Genomic DNA, 15,711 nt, shown 5'->3' with positions numbered 1-15,711 from the left:
CGATGGACAAGATTTTCTTGCGCTTCTACGTTCACGAGCAGCACCGCCTGCACTGGAAACCGCTGTGGGAATGGCTGCTCGAGGAAGGGCGGCGGATGGGCGTCGCGGGCGGGTCGGCGTTTCGCGCGATGGCGGGCTTCGGCGAGCACCGGGTGCTGCACGAGGACCGCTTCTTCGAACTGCAGGGGTCGCTGACGATCGAGGTCGAGTTCATCGTCACCGACGACGAGGCGCGGCGCCTGCTCGAGCGGCTCGGCCAGGAGAAAGTGCGGGTGTGCTACGCGATGATTCCGGCGCGCTTCGGCGTGATCGACACGCTCGGCGCGCCGGCGGCGCAGGGGCGGGAAGGCGCGTCTTAGATGCTGAACAGCATGAGCGCCGCGGCGGCGCGCGACACGATCATCAGCAGCACCTGCACGATCACGAACAGCAGGATCGGCGACAGGTCGAGGCCGCCGAGATTCGGGATCACGCGGCGCAGCGGATTGAGGAACGGCGCGGTCAGCTGGTAGAGGATCGGCATCGCCGGTGAGCGCGGGTTCAGCCACGACACCAGCGCCATCAGGATCGTCATCCAGATCACGAGATAGAGCACCCACTCCACGACGTGGAGCAGTGCGGCGACGACGATCGTCGGAATCAGCCCGAGCGGGTCGACGCCCGCCATCACGACCAACAGCACGACGTATACGAGCGCCGTCAGCAGCGCGGCGACGATGCTCGCCCAGTCGATCCCGCGCACGCCTGAGATCACGCGGCGCAGCGGCAGCACCAGCCAGTTGGTCGCCTGCAGCACGGCCTGCGTGACGGGGTTGTACGGCGGCACGCGCACGGCTTGCATCCAGACGCGCAGGATCAGCGCGGCGCCGAACAGCGTGAAGAGGGTATTGAGCAGAAAACGGGCGATCTCGCCGAACATCGTTGGCTTCCTTTTTATACGGTCGGGTAGCGTGCGGCCGCCAACGCCGGATGGCGGCGCATCGGCCGACACCTTATCACGCCTCGTCGCGCGACGGGGAGGGGCGCGCTGCCGCGCGCGCGAGCGACGCTTCCACGGCATCCGCGAGCGCCGGCAGGGCCGCGGGCGGGGCCGCGCGCTTCGCGGCGAGCGCGACGGCGCGGCGGGTCAGCAGCGCGTAGAGCGTTGCGTGATCTCCGCCGCGCGCCTCCAGCAGCGCGAGCTGGCGTTCGACGATGCCGGCGTCGCCGCGCGACACGGGGCCCGAGAGCGCATTCGAGAGCCCTTTGTCGCGCGCGGTCTCGATCGTGCCGGCCAGCATCGGCAGCAGCGCGCGCAGCGCGGCGTCCTCGTCGAAGCCGAGCGAGCGCCACAGCTCGACCGCTTCGGCGAGCCCGCACAGCGCGAAGCTCGCCGCATAGTGCGCGGCCGCGTGGTAAAGCATGCGGCCGCCCGCCGGGATCGACAGCGGATGGCAGCCGAGCGCGGCCGCGAGGCGCACGAGCGTCGCGTGCAGCGCGCCGTCGGCCTCGATCGTCACCGAGCAGCCGTCGATGCGGGTCAGGTCGGCGTCGCCGCCGCCGAACAGGTACAGCGGATGGAAGCCGCCCGTCGCTGCGCCTTGCCGTTTCGCCGGGTCCAGCAGGCCGACGTCCGACGCGCCGCTGCAATGCACGAGCGCCTGCCGCGCGGCGCGCGACGCATCGAAGCGCAGGCCCGCGGCGCTCGCCGCGAGATGGTCGTCGGGGACGGTCAGGAAGATCAGGTCGGCCGCGTCGACGACCGCCTGCGGGATCGCGACCACGCGGCAGCCGTCGAGCCGCTCGGCGAGCGCGGCGGCGGACGCCGGCGTACGGCTCGCCACCGCGACCACGGGAAAGCCGGCCTGCGCGAAACGCTGCGCGACGCAGCGCGCGAGGCGGCCGGCGCCGATGAAGCCGAGACGGGGCGTGACGGGGAGGGGCATGGCGGTCGACGAGGCGAAAAACGGGAAGCCGCCAGTATCGCAGGAATGGCGACGCGCTCGCGCCAGCCGCGTTTCAGCGCCACGTCGCGATCCGTCCCCGAGCGGCGGCTTCGCGAACCGTCGGATTCTTGTCTCAAATTTGTAATCGTTGATTACGACGCTTCGCGCGCGGCGCGCACGGCGATCGGTAAGACTGACCTGACGAAACCGCTTCCGCTGTCCGGTCCGACGGATTGCCGCGATCCGCGGCGGCCTCCGGCGGCCCGTCGCGCCGCGCGGCGCGGGGGCGCGATTGCAATTTGCAACAAATGCCCGACCCGGGGATTCCGGGTTTTCGCTACATTGCTTGCATGCGACGTGCATGCCCGCCGTTGCCGACAGGAGCGCCTGAAATGATCGCTCCAGCAGGAGAATCGAAGTGAAGAAGCTCGTTCCGTTCATCGCCGCCGCCGCGCTGGGCTTGGGTGCCGCTAGCGCCGCGCAGGCCCACGTGTCGATCGGGGTCGGCATCGGGGTTCCGGTCGCGCCCGCGTATCCGGTCTATGCGGCGCCGCCGCCCGTCTATTACGCGCCGCCGCCTCCGCCTGTCTATTACGCACCGCCGCCGGTCTACTATCCGCCGCCCGCCGTGGTCGTCGGCGGCTACGGCGGCTACTATGGCCGCCCGTACTGGCGTCATCACGGCTACTACGGCCACGGCTACTGGCGTCGCTGATTGATTCCCGCGCGGCTTGACCGCGCGTGGCGAACGGCGCAGCGTCTCGTGACAGGACGCTGCGCCGTTTTTTGCCGGCGCGGCGCGCTGGGTCAGACCGCGTGGGCGATCAGGTCGCGATAGCCGCCGACGATCACGCTGTACGAGAAATACGCGAACAGCAGCGCCGACGCGACATGGCAGGCGCGCATCAGCCCCGCGCCCGCGCGCTTGCGGCCCTGGCTCGCGAGCGTGCACATGAAGAGGGTCCACGCGAGGCCGCCGAGGAAGAAGCCGGACAGGAACACCGACGCGGTCGCCGGCGTGGTCGCGCCGGCCTTCGCGATCAGCGCGCCGCCGACTGCCGCGAACCACAGGATCGCGCTCGGCGACGACATCGCGAGCAGCATCCCGCGCATGAAGCTGCGCCGCGCGCTCGCACGGGGCGGCGCCGTGTCGTCCGCGCCGTCGCCGTCGGGCGCCTTGGCCGGCGCCAGCGCTTCGCGCGCCATCTTCCACGTCAGGAACAGCAGCACCGCGCCGCCGCCGATCCACACCACCCAGCGCACCGCGTCGAACTGCAGCAGCACGGCCATCCCCGCGAGCGCGAGCGCCGCGTAGACGAGATCGCCGACGCACGAGCCGACGCCCAGCCAGAAACCCGGCCGGAAGCCGTGCGAGAGCGTGAGCGACAGCATCGCGACGTTGACGAGGCCGATGTCGAGACACAGCGACAGCGACAGGAAGAATCCGTCGGACAGCATCGAGGCGGGTGGAAAGCTCATCGTCGTTGCTCGGGTGGAGTCGATGGTGCGTGCCGACGCGTGTCTGCGCACGGGCCGATCAAAGTCCGATCTCCTGCCAGAGCCGGTCCACGCGCGCCTTGACGGCCGCATCCATCTCGATCGGGCGGCCCCATTCGCGGGTCGTCTCGCCGGGCCACTTGTTGGTCGCGTCGAGCCCCATCTTCGAGCCGAGGCCGGCGACGGGCGACGCGAAATCCAGGTAGTCGATCGGCGTGCTGTCGACCATCACGGTGTCGCGCACCGGATCGACGCGCGTCGTGATCGCCCAGATCACTTCCTTCCAGTCGCGCACGTTCACGTCCTCGTCGACGACGACGATGAACTTCGTATACATGAACTGGCGCAGGAAGCTCCAGACGCCGAACATCACGCGCTTCGCATGGCCCGCGTAGCTCTTCTTCATCTGGACGATGGCCATCCGGTAGCTGCAGCCTTCGGGCGGCAGGTAGAAGTCGGTGATCTCCGCGAACTGCTTCTGCAGCAGCGGCACGAACACCTCGTTGAGCGCGACGCCGAGCACCGCGGGCTCGTCAGGCGGCTTGCCGGTGTAGGTCGAGTGATAGAGCGCGTCGCGGCGCATCGTGATGCGCTCGACCGTGAACACCGGGAACCACTCCTGCTCGTTGTAATAGCCGGTGTGGTCGCCGTATGGCCCTTCGAGCGCGTGCTCGTACGCGGCGGACGCACTGTTCGCCGGGCGCGGCGGCGCGCCGGCGGGGGCGGGCCCGGGCGTGCCGTCCTGCGGATAGATGAAACCCTCCAGCACGATCTCCGCGCGCGCGGGCACCTGCAGCGTGTCGACGCCGGGTGTCAGGCACTTCGCGAGCTCGGTGCGGCTGCCGCGCAGCAGGCCCGCGAACTGATACTCCGACAGCGAATCGGGTACGGGGGTGACCGCGCCGAGCGTCGTGGCGGGGTCCGCGCCGAGCACGACGGCGACCGGATACGGCTTGCCGGGGTTGCGCAGCGCGAATTCGCGGAAGTCGAGCGCGCCGCCCCGATGCGCGAGCCAGCGCATGATCAGCTTGTTGCGGCCGATCAGCTGCTGGCGGTAGATGCCGAGGTTCTGGCGCGGCTTGTTCGGCCCACGCGTGACCGTCAGGCCCCACGTGACGAGCGGGCCCGCATCGCCCGGCCAGCAGGTCTGGATCGGCAGCCTGGCGAGGTCGACGTCGTTGCCTTCCCAGACGATCTCCTGGCACGGCGGCGACGACACCGTCTTCGGCGCCATGTCCCACACGGCCTTCGCGAGCGACAGCAGCTTGCCGGCGTCCTTCAGGCTGCGCGGCGGATCGGGCTCCTTCAGCGCGGACAGCAGACGCCCGAGGTCGCGCAGCGACGCGAGCGCGGCCTCGTCGCCCGCATCGACGCCCATGCCGAGCGCGACGCGCCGCGGCGTGCCGAACAGGTTGCCGAGCACCGGGAACGCGTAGCCGGGCGGCGCATCGAACAGCAGCGCGGGGCCGCCGGCGCGCAGCACGCGGTCGCACAGCTCGGTCATTTCGAGTACGGGCGACACCGGCTGGTTGATGCGCCGCAGTTCGCCGAGCGCCTCGAGGCGCTGGATGAAATCGCGTAAGTCTTTGTATTTCATGAAGATGGTCCGGATTGCCCGCGACGCGGGCAACGGTGAGCGGGCGCAACTGCCGGTGCGGCCCCGAATCGATCGCCGATTTTACCCGCGCCGCCGCGCGCCCGCCCGCCAGTGAAAAAAGTAGACCGCGCTGGAAGCCCCTTCGGCAGGGGCCTCGCGATCTGAAGGCTGCTTCAACATTACTTTTTGTTATGATTTCGATGTTTTATAGTGTTGACGATCTATAAAACCCTGTTAGAATCCGCTGACATTGGTTGCAGGGTACAAGGCTTCAAGCCGCCAATCACCGATCCTTTGACGCAGCGCGTCACCGTCTGCCGAAACCTGCACGGCCTGTCCGACGGCTCTAGTCGTAGTCACAGCCAGCGCCTCCTGACGCTGGTTTTTTGCGTGAGTGCCACCGCGTTTGCCCACCTTGCACAAGATGCAAAGGTGCTGGCCTTCTTACACCGTGGCCTCGAACGGTACTTATACCGTTTCTCCGATGCCTGCCGTCCAGACCAGACGTGCGGCGTCGTGATTCCGCGGCGCATTCTGTCTCGCCATCGAGCTGAGCGAGCCGCACGAATCATGTTCATGGGAGATCTGAATGAACGCTTGGTTATCGTGGCGTCCCAGTGAGCAGCATGCACAAATCGTGCGCGATATGCTGCGTCGCGGGACGCGTGTCAGTCACCACTTATTCAGCGTCGTAGGCTGTCTCGCTGTTGCGATTGCGCTTGCCCTCTGGCTGATGCCAACCGCGCGCGGCACGCTCGCCGCGAAGCTGATGCCGGTCGTGTCCGCGGCCGTGCAGGCCGGTCCGGCGCGTTTGCTGACCGGCCATCCGCTGCCGAATTTCGCGCCGGCCGGCGCGCAGCCGCAGCAGGACGACGGTCCGGAAACCGACGCACTGGCGGTCGGTCTCGACGTCGCATCGGACGCTGTCGCGCAGAACGACGCGGCCGATGCGTCCCGCAACAGCCCGTCGCCCGTTACGCTCGCGAAGCTGATCCCGGCCCAGCGCGTCGCCGCCGATGCGCGCGACGACCGCTCGCTCGCGTCGAACCGCCAGCAGGCGCTCGTCGCCACCTATCTGTCGCGCCGCTACCGCGTCGCGCAGGAGCCGGTCGGGCAGCTCGTCAAGGCCGCGTTCCAGACCGGCCACGACATCGGCCTCGATCCGCTGCTGCTGCTGTCCGTGATGGCGATCGAGTCGGGCTTCAATCCGTATGCGGAGAGCGGCGTCGGCGCGAAGGGCCTGATGCAGGTGATGTCGAAGGTCCATTCCGACAAGTTCGAGTATTTCGGCGGCACCGACACCGCGCTGCAGCCGCTTGCCAACCTCCAGGTCGGCGCGCTCGTGCTGAAGGACTGCATCGCGCGCGGCGGCTCGCTCGCGAGCGGCCTGCGCCTGTACAACGGCTCGACGAACCCCGACGACAATGGCTACGGCTCGAAGGTGATGGCCGAGCGCGCACGCCTGCGTGACGTCGCGCGCGGCCGCAGCGTGCCGGTCAATGCGCCGCAGGCGCCGGCGAAGCCGATCGTCACCGCCGCGATGACGGCGGCGGCGGGCGGTGCGAAGCGCGTCCACGCGACGCTCGAAGCGGCCCAGCCGATGACGGCGAAGACGGGCGCGCCGAAGGCGCAGCAGCAGGACGATGCCAGCGTCGACACCGCGAAGCAGCCGCACGGCGATCACTCGGAGCTGGGCGCATAACGCGAGTAGCGTCCCCACCGGAAACAAAAAAAAAGCACCCAATGGGTGCTTTTTTTTCGTTTCTGCGCCGGTAAACCGCCGGTCAGCGCAGCCGGAACAGCGTCGCGAGCCGCTCGACCGCCTCTTCGAGGCGCGAGTAGGCGGTCGCATAAGACAGCCGGATATAGTCGCGCGGCGCATGGACGCCGAAGTCCATGCCCGGCACGAGCACGACGCCGGCATCGTGCAGCATCGCCTGCGTGAGCGCCGCGCTGTCGCCGGCCGCCGGATGCGCGACACCGCCGCAATGCGCGTAAACATAGAATGCCCCGTCCGGCATCACGGGCACCGTGAAGCCGAGCTGCCCGAGCGCCGGCGCGATGAAGTCGCGGCGCCGCTTGAATTCGAGGCGGCGCGCTTCGTAGATGTCGAGCGTGGCCGGCTCGAAGCACGCGAGCGCCGCGTGCTGCGCGAGCGCGGACGGGCAGATGAACAGGTTCTGCGCGAGCTTCTCGAAGGTGCCGACGAGCGCCGGCGGGACGACCAGCCAGCCGAGCCGCCAGCCGGTCATGCTGAAGTACTTCGAGAAGCTGTTGACGGTGACCACGTCGTCGCCGAACGACAGCGCCGACACGGGCGGCGCGTCGTAGCTGAGCCCCTGGTAGATCTCGTCGACGATCGTGAAGCCGCCCCGGGCGCGCACCGCCTCGACGATCCGCTTCATCTCGTCGGGCTCGAGCGACGTGCCGGTCGGGTTCGACGGCGACGCGAGCAGCACGCCGCGCGTCCTGTCGCCCCATAGCCGCCGGACGTCGTCCGCGGTGAGCTGGAAGCGCGCGGCCGGGCCGCTCGGCACGAGCACCGCGCGGCCCTCGGCCGCCGCGACGAAGTGCCGGTTGCACGGATACGACGGGTCTGGCATCAGCACCTCGTCGTCGCGGCCGACGAGCGCGAGGCATGCGAGCAGCAGCGCGGCGGACGCGCCGGCGGTCACGACGATCCGCTCGGGGCTGACGGTGAGGCCGTACGCGCGCGCATAGTGCGCGGCGATCGCCTCGCGCAGCGGCGCGATGCCGAGCGCGCTCGTATATTGCGTGACGCCCCGGCGCAGCGCCGCGGCGGCAGCCTCGACGACCGGCTCCGGCGCGGTGAAGTCCGGCTCGCCGATGCCCATGTGGATGATGTCGCGACCGGCGGCTTCGAGCCGCTGCGCCTCTTTCATCAGTTCCATCACGTAGAACGGCTGGATCGCGTCGACGCGCGCTGCGAGCGTGACGAGCGAATCGGCGGTGGTATTCATCGGCGGTCGGGGGAGGGGAGCGATAAAAAAAACGGGCGCATGCGCGCCCGTCGGAGGATCAGCCGTTGCGGCGCGCCTGCGTTTCGGCGGGGCGCAGCTTGGCGGCGAGCTTGTCGAGCACGCCGTTCACGTACTTGTAGCCGTCGGAGCCGCCGAACGTCTTGGTCAGCTCGACCGCTTCGTTGATGATCACGCGGTACGGCGTTTCGACGTGGTGCGTGAGCTCGAACGTCGCGATCAGCAGCACCGCCCGTTCGATCGGGGAGAGCTGGTCGATCGGACGGTCGAGGCACGGCGTGAGCGCTTCCGCGAGCGTCGCGTGCTCGCGGATCACGCCGTGCAGGATTGCGTCGAGCAGGTCCTTGTCAGCTTTGTCGTAACCCAGCGCGCCGCGCAGTTGCGCGTCGATCTCGCCTGAGGACGCGTTCGACAGCAGCCACTGATACAGGCCTTGCGTCGCCAGCTCGCGCGATTGTCGGCGGGCGCTCTTCTTCATGCGCGCTCCTCTTCGTCGTCTTCGTCCTCTTCTTCGTCTTCCTCGTCGCCGAGCTGGTCGAGCGCCATCGTCAGATTGGCCATCTCGACCGCGACGCGCGCCGCGTCACGACCCTTTTCGGTCATGCGCGCGACGGCCTGCTCGTCGGTGTCGGTCGTCAGCACCGCGTTCGCGATCGGCAGGTTGAAGTCGAGGCCGATGCGGGTAATGCCCGCGCCGCTCTCGTTCGACACGAGTTCGAAGTGGTAGGTCTCGCCGCGGATCACCGCGCCAAGCGCGATCAGCGCGTCGAACTGGCCGCTTTCCGCGAGCTTCTGCAGCGCGAGCGGGATTTCGAGCGCGCCCGGCACCGACACCAGCAGCACGTCTTCGCCGGAGACGCCGAGGCGCTCCAGCTCTTCGACGCACGCATCGGCGAGGCCGTTGCACACGGGCTCGTTGAAGCGGGATTGCACGATGCCGATACGCAGGCCGTCGCCTTCGAGATTCGGTTGGTATTGTCCGATTTCCATGATCTTTGTCCGTGGTGTGGATAAGCGGTTATAAGGCGAAAATGCCGTGACGGGTTACGCGTGCGGCGCGGAGCCGCAGGCCTTGGCTTCGCCGCCGGGCATCGGCACGAAGCCCGTGACTTCGAGGCCGTAGCCGGACATGCTGCCCAGCTTGCGCGGATTCGACAGCACCTGCATCTTGCCGACGCCGACATCGCGCAGGATCTGCGCGCCGATGCCGAACGTCTTGAAATCGACCGGCCGGCGCTTCAGCGCCGCGGCCTTCTCTTCCTCGTCGAACGCCTTGAATACGTCGACCAGATGTTCCTTCGTGTCGCCGCAGTTGAGCAGCACGATCACGCCGTGGTCGCGCTGCGCGATCTCGCGCATCGCGGCGTCGAGTGTCCACGAGTGCGTCGAGGTGCCGGTCTCGAGCAGGTCGAGCACCGACAGCGGCTCGTGCACGCGCACCGGCGTGTCGACGTCCGGCGACGGCGTGCCGCGCACCAGCGCGATGTGCGGCGAGCCGGTCGGCTGGTCGCGGTACAGCACCGCGCGGAACGTGCCGTGCGCGGTCTGCATCATGCGCTCGGCGACGCGCTCGATGATCGACTCGGTGCGGCTGCGGTAGTGGATCAGGTCGGCGATCGTGCCGATCTTCAGCCCGTGTTCCTTCGCGAACTCGATCAGGTCGGGCAGGCGCGCCATCGTCCCGTCGTCCTTGATGATCTCGCAGATCACCGCGGCGGGCGTGAGGCCCGCGAGCGCGGTGAAATCGCAGCCGGCCTCGGTATGGCCCGCACGCACGAGCACGCCGCCCGGCTGCGCCATGATCGGGAACACGTGGCCCGGCTGCACGATGTGCTCGGGGCGCACGTCGTGCGCGACCGCCGTGGCGATCGTATGCGCGCGGTCGGCCGCGGAGATGCCGGTCGTCACGCCTTCGGCCGCTTCGATGCTGACCGTGAACGCGGTGCCGTACTGCGTGCCGTTGCGGTACGTCATCAGCGGCAGGTGCAGCTGCTTGCAGCGTTCCTGCGTCAACGTCAGACAAATCAGGCCGCGGCCGTACCTGGCCATGAAGTTGATCGCTTCCGGCGTCACGAATTCGGCGGCGATCACCAGATCGCCTTCGTTTTCGCGGTCTTCTTCGTCGACCAGGATCACCATCCGGCCGGCTTTCAGCTCGGCGATGATGTCGGGCGTGGAGGCGAGCGTCATAAGGGGGCGAGAAAGAGGAAAGTGCGTATTTTACGCCAGCCGGACCGGGTTTCGGCTGGCGCGGGCGGCGCCGGCCGCGGGGCCGGTCCGGCACGGTCGCCGCGCCGCCCGGACCGGCGGCCGGGGCGCGTCACATGCGGCCGTCGCGGCCGCCGAGAAAATCGAGCTTGCCGAGTTCGACGCCGTTGTGGCGCAGGATGTCATACGCGGTCGTCACGTGGAAGAAGAAGTTGGGCAGCACGAAATTCAGCAGGTACGACTGGCCCGAGAATTCGAGCGGGCCGACGCGCATCTTGAGCACGATCTCGCGCGTTTCCGAGCCGTCGATCTGCGCCGCGTCGAAGCCGTTCAGGTAGTCGATCGTCTTCTGCAGGCGTGCGTGCAGCTCGTCGAACGTCTGCTCGACGTCGGGGTAGCTCGGAATCTCGACGCCCGCGAGCCGCGCAGCGCAGCCCTTCGCGGTGTCGGTCGCGATGTAGATCTGGCGCGCGAGCGGCGCCATGTCCGGAAACAGCCGGGCGCCGATCAGCACCGACGGATCGATCTGCTTTTCGGCCGCGTGCGCCTGGGCTTTGCCGAGGATGTGCTGCAGGTTGGTCAGGCCGCGGATCAGGACAGGCACCGAGGCCTGGTACATCGAAATGGACATGGAAACGACTCCTGGTGGAAAAGGGAGCAGCCGGTACGCGGCGTGGCGCCGAATCCGCTGCCGTTGCATCTTAGCGCGACGCGCCGGCGCGTGCGCGCCGTTGGCCGTCCGGCCAGGTGTCGGCACGCGCCGCCGACGGCCATCGGACGACCGCGGGCCCGCGCCCGTCGCATCAGTCCCGGTGCAGGCTCTGCGACGCGCAGATCATCCGCTCGATCGCGATGCTGTGGCCGAGTGCGCCATCGGGGGAGGTGGAGGCCGCCTGCGTGCACGGTCAGCCGCACGCAGGCGTCGGCGTCGTCCGGCGCGCCGAGCGGCCGGCGCGATTCGATGCGGCCGACGGCCGCGACAATTCCGGTAAACATCGTGACGGCGAAGGCGCCGTTCAGTGGGCGCCCGCGGGCGGCGCGAAGCGCGCCAGGATCCGCAGATCGTCGCCGATCCGCTCAATGCTGTGAAATGAGAGCCGCGCGCGCGCGTCGAGGCTTGCCGGCGCGGCGAGATCGAACATGCCGGCCGCGTCGGCGCCGAGCAGGCTCGGCGCGAGGTAGACCAGCAGCTCGTCGACGCAGTGCTCGCGCAGCAGCGAGCCGTTCAGCTTGTGGCCCGCCTCGACGTGCAACTCGTTGATGCCGCGCGCGCCGAGCGCCGTCAGCATGCCCGGCAGGTCGACCTTGCCGTGCGCGTTCGGCAGCGGCACGATTTCCGCGCCGCGCACCTTCAGCGCCGCCGCGCGCGCTTCGCCCGCGGCGTCGAGCCGGCCGCAGAAGATCAGGAGCGGCGCGCCTTCGAGCAGACGCGCGTCGAGCGGCAGCTCGAGCCGGCTGTCGACCAGCACGCGCCGCGGCTGGCGCGGCGTGTCGATGCCGCGCACGGTCAGCTGCGGGTCGTCCTCGCGCACGGTGCCGATGCCGGTGAGGATCGCGCACGCGCGCGCGCGCCATGCATGGCCGTCGAGCCGTGCGTCGTCGCCGGTGATCCACTGGCTCTCGCCGGACGGCAGCGCGGTGCGGCCGTCGAGCGACGCGGCGGTCTTCATCCGCACCCACGGGCGGCCGCGCGTCATCCGCGACACGAAGCCGATGTTGAGTTCGCCCGCTTCATGCGCGAGCAGCCCGCAGCGCACGTCGATGCCCGCGTCGCGCAGCATCCCGAGGCCGCGCCCCGACACCTGCGGATTCGGGTCTTCCATCGCCGCGACGACCTTCGCGACGCGCGCGTCGATCAGCGCGTTCGCGCACGGCGGCGTGCGGCCGAAGTGGCTGCACGGCTCGAGCGTCACGTAGACGGTCGAGCCCGCGACATCGTGGCCGCGCGAACGCGCATCCTTCAGCGCCTGCACTTCCGCGTGATCCTGGCCGGCTGGCTGCGTGAAGCCTTCGCCGATCACGTCGCCGTCCTTGACGATCACGCAGCCGACGCGCGGGTTCGGCGTCGTCGTGTACATGCCGCGCGCCGCGAGCGCGAGCGCGCGCTGCATGTGGGCGAAATCGGTATCCGAGAACATCCGCGCGGCCCCGGCTTACGCGGCGGCCAGCGCGGCGAACGCGCGGCGCGCGGCGGCGAGCGTCGCGTCGATCACCGCGTCGTCGTGCGTGCTCGACACGAACCCGGCTTCGTACGCGGACGGCGCGAAATAGACGCCCTCGTCGAGCATCAGGTGGAAGAAGCGGTTGAAGCGCTCGATGTTGCTCAGCGTGACTTCGGCGAAGCTCGCCGGCACGCGCTCGGCGAAGTAGAGGCCGAACATCGCGCCGATCGAATCGGCCGCGAACGGCACGCCGGCCGCGCGCGCCTCGGCGGCGAGGCCGGCGGCGAGGCGCTTGGTCTGCGCGGTGAGCGCGTCGTAGAAGCCGGGCGCCTGGATCAGCTGCAGCGTCTTCAGGCCCGCGGCGACCGCGATCGGGTTGCCCGACAGCGTGCCGGCCTGGTAGACGCCGCCGAGCGGCGCGAGGTGGGCCATGATGTCGCGCCGGCCGCCGAACGCGGCGGCCGGCATCCCGCCGCCGATCACCTTGCCGAGGCAGGTCAGGTCGGCCGTGATCCCGTAGTACGCCTGCGCGCCGCCGAGCGCGACGCGGAAGCCGCACATCACTTCGTCGAAGATCAGCACCGCGCCGTGCTTCGTGCACAGCGCGCGCAGCGCGTTCAGGAATTCCGGCGTGCCGCGCACGAGGTTCATGTTGCCGGCGACCGGCTCGACGATCACCGCGGCGATTTCGTCGCCGAACGCGGCGAACGCTTCCTCGAGCTTCGCGACGTTGTTGTATTCGAGCACGGTCGTGTGCTTCGCGATGTCGGCGGGCACGCCGGCCGACGTCGGGTTGCCGAACGTCAGGAGGCCCGAGCCGGCCTTCACGAGCAGGCTGTCCGCGTGGCCGTGGTAGCAGCCCTCGAACTTGACGATGCGGCTGCGGCCCGTGAAGCCGCGCGCGAGGCGCAGCGCGCTCATCGTCGCCTCGGTGCCGCTCGACACCATCCGCACCTGCTCGATCGACGGCACGAGCTTGCAGATTTCCTCGGCGATCTCGATCTCGGCCTCGGTCGGCGCGCCGAACGAGAAGCCGTCGCCGAGCACCTTCTGCACGGCCGCGAGCACTTCCGGATGGACGTGGCCGACGATCATCGGGCCCCACGAGCCGATGTAGTCGATGTACTGCTTGCCGTCGGCATCCCAGAAGTACGGGCCTTGCGCGCGCGACACGAAGCGCGGCGTGCCGCCGACCGAGCGGAACGCGCGGACCGGCGAGTTGACGCCGCCGGGAATGGTTTGCTGCGCGCGTTCGAAGAGGATCTGATTGTTGGACATGAGCGAAACCTGCGCGAGAGAACGGCGCGGGCGGGCCGGTGCACGGGCCGCGGCGCCTGGGCGGAACGATCGTCCGATTGTACCGGAGACGCGCGCGGCGAGCCGGCGGGCGGCGTGCGGCCATTCGGCGCGTGGGGGATTGGGGCAACGGCCCTAGCGCGCCGGCTTGCGCTTGCCGGTCAGCTCGGCCCAGCGCTTCTCGAGCGGGCCTTCGACCATCGGCTTGATCGACGTGCCGGAGGTCTGCGCGTCCCAGGTCTGCACCGAGTACGGGTGCGCGCGCAGCGCATCGCGCGGGATCGCGACTTCCTGGTGCGCGTCGACGAGCCAGTCGTAGACGAAGTCGATGCACAGGCGGTAGCCGCGCTTCGTCGACGGATCGGCCACCTCGTACGGCGCGCGCGTCACGTAGCCGGAGCCGAACACGCCCTTGGGCTCCTTCGCGACCCGGTGCAGGAACACGCGGTCGCCCGGCAGGATGCCGCGCGCGAAGCCGCAGCCCCACACGTCGTGCACGGCCTCGCCGGCCTTCACGCGCGCGGCGACGTCGGGCAGCTCGGGCCAAGGCCATTTCTTGGGGCTCCAGATCAGCAGGAAAGCGGTCATCGGTTCGGTCGGGGCGAGGATTGGTCAGACAAGGGAAGCAAGCTTAATCCAATCGGCGCGCGGCGGCGCGCCGCGCGCGCGGGTTGGCGCCGAATCAGGTGGCCTGAAAAAGTTGCGCGTACAATCATGGGCCTGGCGGCGCCGCACCCGGCTGCCGCGCTCCCGTCTTCACCGCCGCGCGCGCTCGATGCGCGCCGGCTCCTTTGCGGATTTCCATGCCTCACGTCGTCCGGCGCCGGCCCGATGCCCGGCTGATCCTGTTGCTCGGCGCGCTCGCCGCCTGCGGGCCGATCGCCACCGACATGTACCTGCCGAGCCTGCCGTCGATCGCGCAAGGCTTCTCCGTCAGCCCCGGCGCCGCGCAGCGCACGCTGACGAGCTTCATGGCCGGCTTCTCGATCGGCATGCTGCTGTACGGCCCGCTGTCCGACACCTGGGGCCGGCGCCCCGTGCTGCTCGGCGGCATCGCGCTGTTCACGCTCGCGAGCATCGGCTGCTTCGTGGCCGGCTCGATCGACATGCTGATCGTCGTGCGCTTCCTGCAGGCGCTCGGCGCCGGCGCGGCGTCGGTGCTCGCGCGGGCGATCGCGCGCGACGCGCACGAACCGACCGACGCGGCGAAGGTGCTGTCGATGGTGGCGATCGTCACCGCGGTCGGGCCGCTGCTCGCGCCCTTGCTCGGCGGACAGATCCTGCGCTTCGCCGGCTGGCGCGGCGTGTTCGTCGTGCTCGCGGCGTTCGGCGCGCTGTGCGCGGTGACCGCATATCTGCGCGTGCCCGAGACCTGGCCGAAGGAGCGACGCAAGAGCGCGGCGGTGCTCGCGTCGTTCGCGTCGTACGGACGCATCCTGTCCGATCCGGTCGCGTGGGGGCACATGCTGTGCGGCGGGATGGCGTTCGCGTCGATGTTTTCGTACATCACCGCGACGCCGTTCGTCTATATCGAGTACTTCCACGTGTCGCCGCAGCATTACGGGCTGCTGTTCGGCCTGAACGTGGTCGGCATCATGATCGGCAACTTCTCGAATACGCGGCTCGTCGGCCGGGTCGGCTCGCTGCGGCTCATCGCGGCGGCGTCGCTCGTGAGCTGCACCGCGTCGCTCGCGGTCGCGCTCGTCGCGCTGACGGGGTGGGGCGGGCTGTGGTCGATCGTGGTGTGCCTGTTCTTCGTCGTCGGTGTGGTCGGGATTCTGTCCGCGAACTGCACGACCGACCTGATGCACCGCTATCCGCACAACGCAGGCGCGTCGGCGGCCGTGTTCGGCGCGATGCAGCTCGCGCTCGGCGCGCTTGCGAGCGTTGCGATCGGCGCGCTCGCGGACGGCACGCCGTTCGCGATGGGCGTGACGATCGGCGTGACCGGCGTGCTGTGCTTCGTCGGGCGAACCCTGTTGCTGCGCTGGCATGGGCGGCCGGCGAGGGCGGGCGCCTGATTCACG

17 protein-coding genes and 1 pseudogene are annotated in these 15,711 nt (G+C 69.5%); 5 read left to right on the top strand and 13 right to left on the bottom strand.

Annotated elements, in window-relative coordinates:
* Positions 1-2: 2 nt before the first annotated feature.
* The gene (locus WJ35_RS07415; protein ID WP_059733372.1) at positions 3-359 is read left to right on the top strand and encodes a DUF190 domain-containing protein; all 357 of its coding nucleotides are present in this window, start codon (positions 3-5) and stop codon (positions 357-359) included.
* Here the strand turns inward: WJ35_RS07415 and WJ35_RS07410 are convergent.
* A complete protein-coding gene (locus WJ35_RS07410) occupies positions 356-919 on the bottom strand; it encodes a YggT family protein (RefSeq protein ID WP_059733371.1) in 564 nt (187 codons plus the stop codon). The genes WJ35_RS07415 and WJ35_RS07410 overlap by 4 nt on opposite strands.
* 76 nt (positions 920-995) lie before the next feature.
* Positions 996-1,925: a Rossmann-like and DUF2520 domain-containing protein gene (locus tag WJ35_RS07405; RefSeq protein WP_060231478.1), complete on the bottom strand. Its 930-nt coding sequence runs from the start codon at positions 1,923-1,925 to the stop codon at positions 996-998.
* Between the two features lie 418 nt (positions 1,926-2,343).
* On the opposite strand from WJ35_RS07405, the gene WJ35_RS07400 reads away from it, so the two are divergent.
* A complete protein-coding gene (locus WJ35_RS07400) occupies positions 2,344-2,640 on the top strand; it encodes a hypothetical protein (RefSeq protein ID WP_060231476.1) in 297 nt (98 codons plus the stop codon).
* 92 nt (positions 2,641-2,732) lie between these two features.
* Here WJ35_RS07400 and WJ35_RS07395 read toward each other — a convergent pair whose 3' ends face one another.
* Both WJ35_RS07395 and WJ35_RS07390 read right to left on the bottom strand, forming a co-directional pair.
* Entirely contained in the window at positions 2,733-3,404 is a 672-nt protein-coding gene (locus WJ35_RS07395; RefSeq protein ID WP_029226450.1) for a LysE family translocator, read from the bottom strand.
* 58 nt (positions 3,405-3,462) lie between these two features.
* Positions 3,463-5,019 carry a UbiD family decarboxylase gene (locus WJ35_RS07390; protein WP_069238982.1) on the bottom strand — a complete coding sequence of 519 codons (1,557 nt, stop codon included), beginning with the start codon at positions 5,017-5,019 and terminating at the stop codon, positions 3,463-3,465.
* 210 nt (positions 5,020-5,229) lie between these two features.
* Here WJ35_RS07390 and WJ35_RS31100 point away from each other — a divergent pair, with 210 nt between their 5' ends.
* Both WJ35_RS31100 and WJ35_RS07385 read left to right on the top strand, forming a co-directional pair.
* Complete coding sequence (locus tag WJ35_RS31100; RefSeq protein WP_155121884.1) at positions 5,230-5,640, top strand: hypothetical protein; 411 nt, start codon at positions 5,230-5,232, stop codon at positions 5,638-5,640.
* Entirely contained in the window at positions 5,609-6,721 is a 1,113-nt protein-coding gene (locus tag WJ35_RS07385; protein ID WP_060231472.1) for a lytic transglycosylase domain-containing protein, read from the top strand. Before WJ35_RS31100 ends, WJ35_RS07385 begins: the two co-directional genes overlap by 32 nt.
* Positions 6,722-6,803: 82 nt before the next feature.
* Here WJ35_RS07385 and WJ35_RS07380 read toward each other — a convergent pair whose 3' ends face one another.
* The 9 genes and pseudogenes from WJ35_RS07380 to WJ35_RS07345 form a co-directional block, all read right to left on the bottom strand.
* A complete protein-coding gene (locus WJ35_RS07380; protein WP_059535932.1) occupies positions 6,804-8,000 on the bottom strand; it encodes a pyridoxal phosphate-dependent aminotransferase in 1,197 nt (398 codons plus the stop codon).
* Positions 8,001-8,058: 58 nt separating this feature from the next.
* A complete protein-coding gene (gene nusB, locus WJ35_RS07375) occupies positions 8,059-8,496 on the bottom strand; it encodes a transcription antitermination factor NusB (RefSeq protein WP_010091646.1) in 438 nt (145 codons plus the stop codon).
* The gene (ribH, locus tag WJ35_RS07370) at positions 8,493-9,008 is read right to left on the bottom strand and encodes a 6,7-dimethyl-8-ribityllumazine synthase (RefSeq protein ID WP_010091647.1); all 516 of its coding nucleotides are present in this window, start codon (positions 9,006-9,008) and stop codon (positions 8,493-8,495) included. Before ribH ends, nusB begins: the two co-directional genes overlap by 4 nt.
* 54 nt (positions 9,009-9,062) lie before the next feature.
* A complete protein-coding gene (gene ribBA, locus WJ35_RS07365) occupies positions 9,063-10,208 on the bottom strand; it encodes a bifunctional 3,4-dihydroxy-2-butanone-4-phosphate synthase/GTP cyclohydrolase II (RefSeq protein ID WP_060231470.1) in 1,146 nt (381 codons plus the stop codon).
* Between the two features lie 130 nt (positions 10,209-10,338).
* Positions 10,339-10,857: a DUF1993 domain-containing protein gene (locus WJ35_RS07360; protein WP_010099964.1), complete on the bottom strand. Its 519-nt coding sequence runs from the start codon at positions 10,855-10,857 to the stop codon at positions 10,339-10,341.
* Positions 10,858-11,068: 211 nt separating this feature from the next.
* A pseudogene (locus WJ35_RS32050) lies at positions 11,069-11,222 on the bottom strand (riboflavin synthase); the annotation flags it as partial.
* A 20-nt stretch (positions 11,223-11,242) separates the two neighbouring features.
* Positions 11,243-12,364: a bifunctional diaminohydroxyphosphoribosylaminopyrimidine deaminase/5-amino-6-(5-phosphoribosylamino)uracil reductase RibD gene (gene ribD, locus WJ35_RS07355; RefSeq protein ID WP_069238981.1), complete on the bottom strand. Its 1,122-nt coding sequence runs from the start codon at positions 12,362-12,364 to the stop codon at positions 11,243-11,245.
* Positions 12,365-12,379: 15 nt separating this feature from the next.
* Positions 12,380-13,666 (bottom strand): glutamate-1-semialdehyde 2,1-aminomutase, encoded by a 1,287-nt coding sequence (gene hemL, locus WJ35_RS07350; RefSeq protein WP_060231465.1) that lies wholly within the window; start codon positions 13,664-13,666, stop codon positions 12,380-12,382.
* A gap of 153 nt (positions 13,667-13,819) precedes the next feature.
* Positions 13,820-14,272 carry a hypothetical protein gene (locus WJ35_RS07345; protein ID WP_060231463.1) on the bottom strand — a complete coding sequence of 151 codons (453 nt, stop codon included), beginning with the start codon at positions 14,270-14,272 and terminating at the stop codon, positions 13,820-13,822.
* A gap of 215 nt (positions 14,273-14,487) precedes the next feature.
* On the opposite strand from WJ35_RS07345, the gene WJ35_RS07340 reads away from it, so the two are divergent.
* Entirely contained in the window at positions 14,488-15,705 is a 1,218-nt protein-coding gene (locus tag WJ35_RS07340) for a Bcr/CflA family multidrug efflux MFS transporter (RefSeq protein WP_010091652.1), read from the top strand.
* Positions 15,706-15,711: the final 6 nt, after the last annotated feature.

This window comes from Burkholderia ubonensis (assembly GCF_001718695.1).
Classification (GTDB): domain Bacteria; phylum Pseudomonadota; class Gammaproteobacteria; order Burkholderiales; family Burkholderiaceae; genus Burkholderia; species Burkholderia ubonensis_B.
The sequence above is the reverse complement of the archived record's forward strand: the minus strand, read 5'-3'. Positions and strand labels throughout refer to the sequence as shown.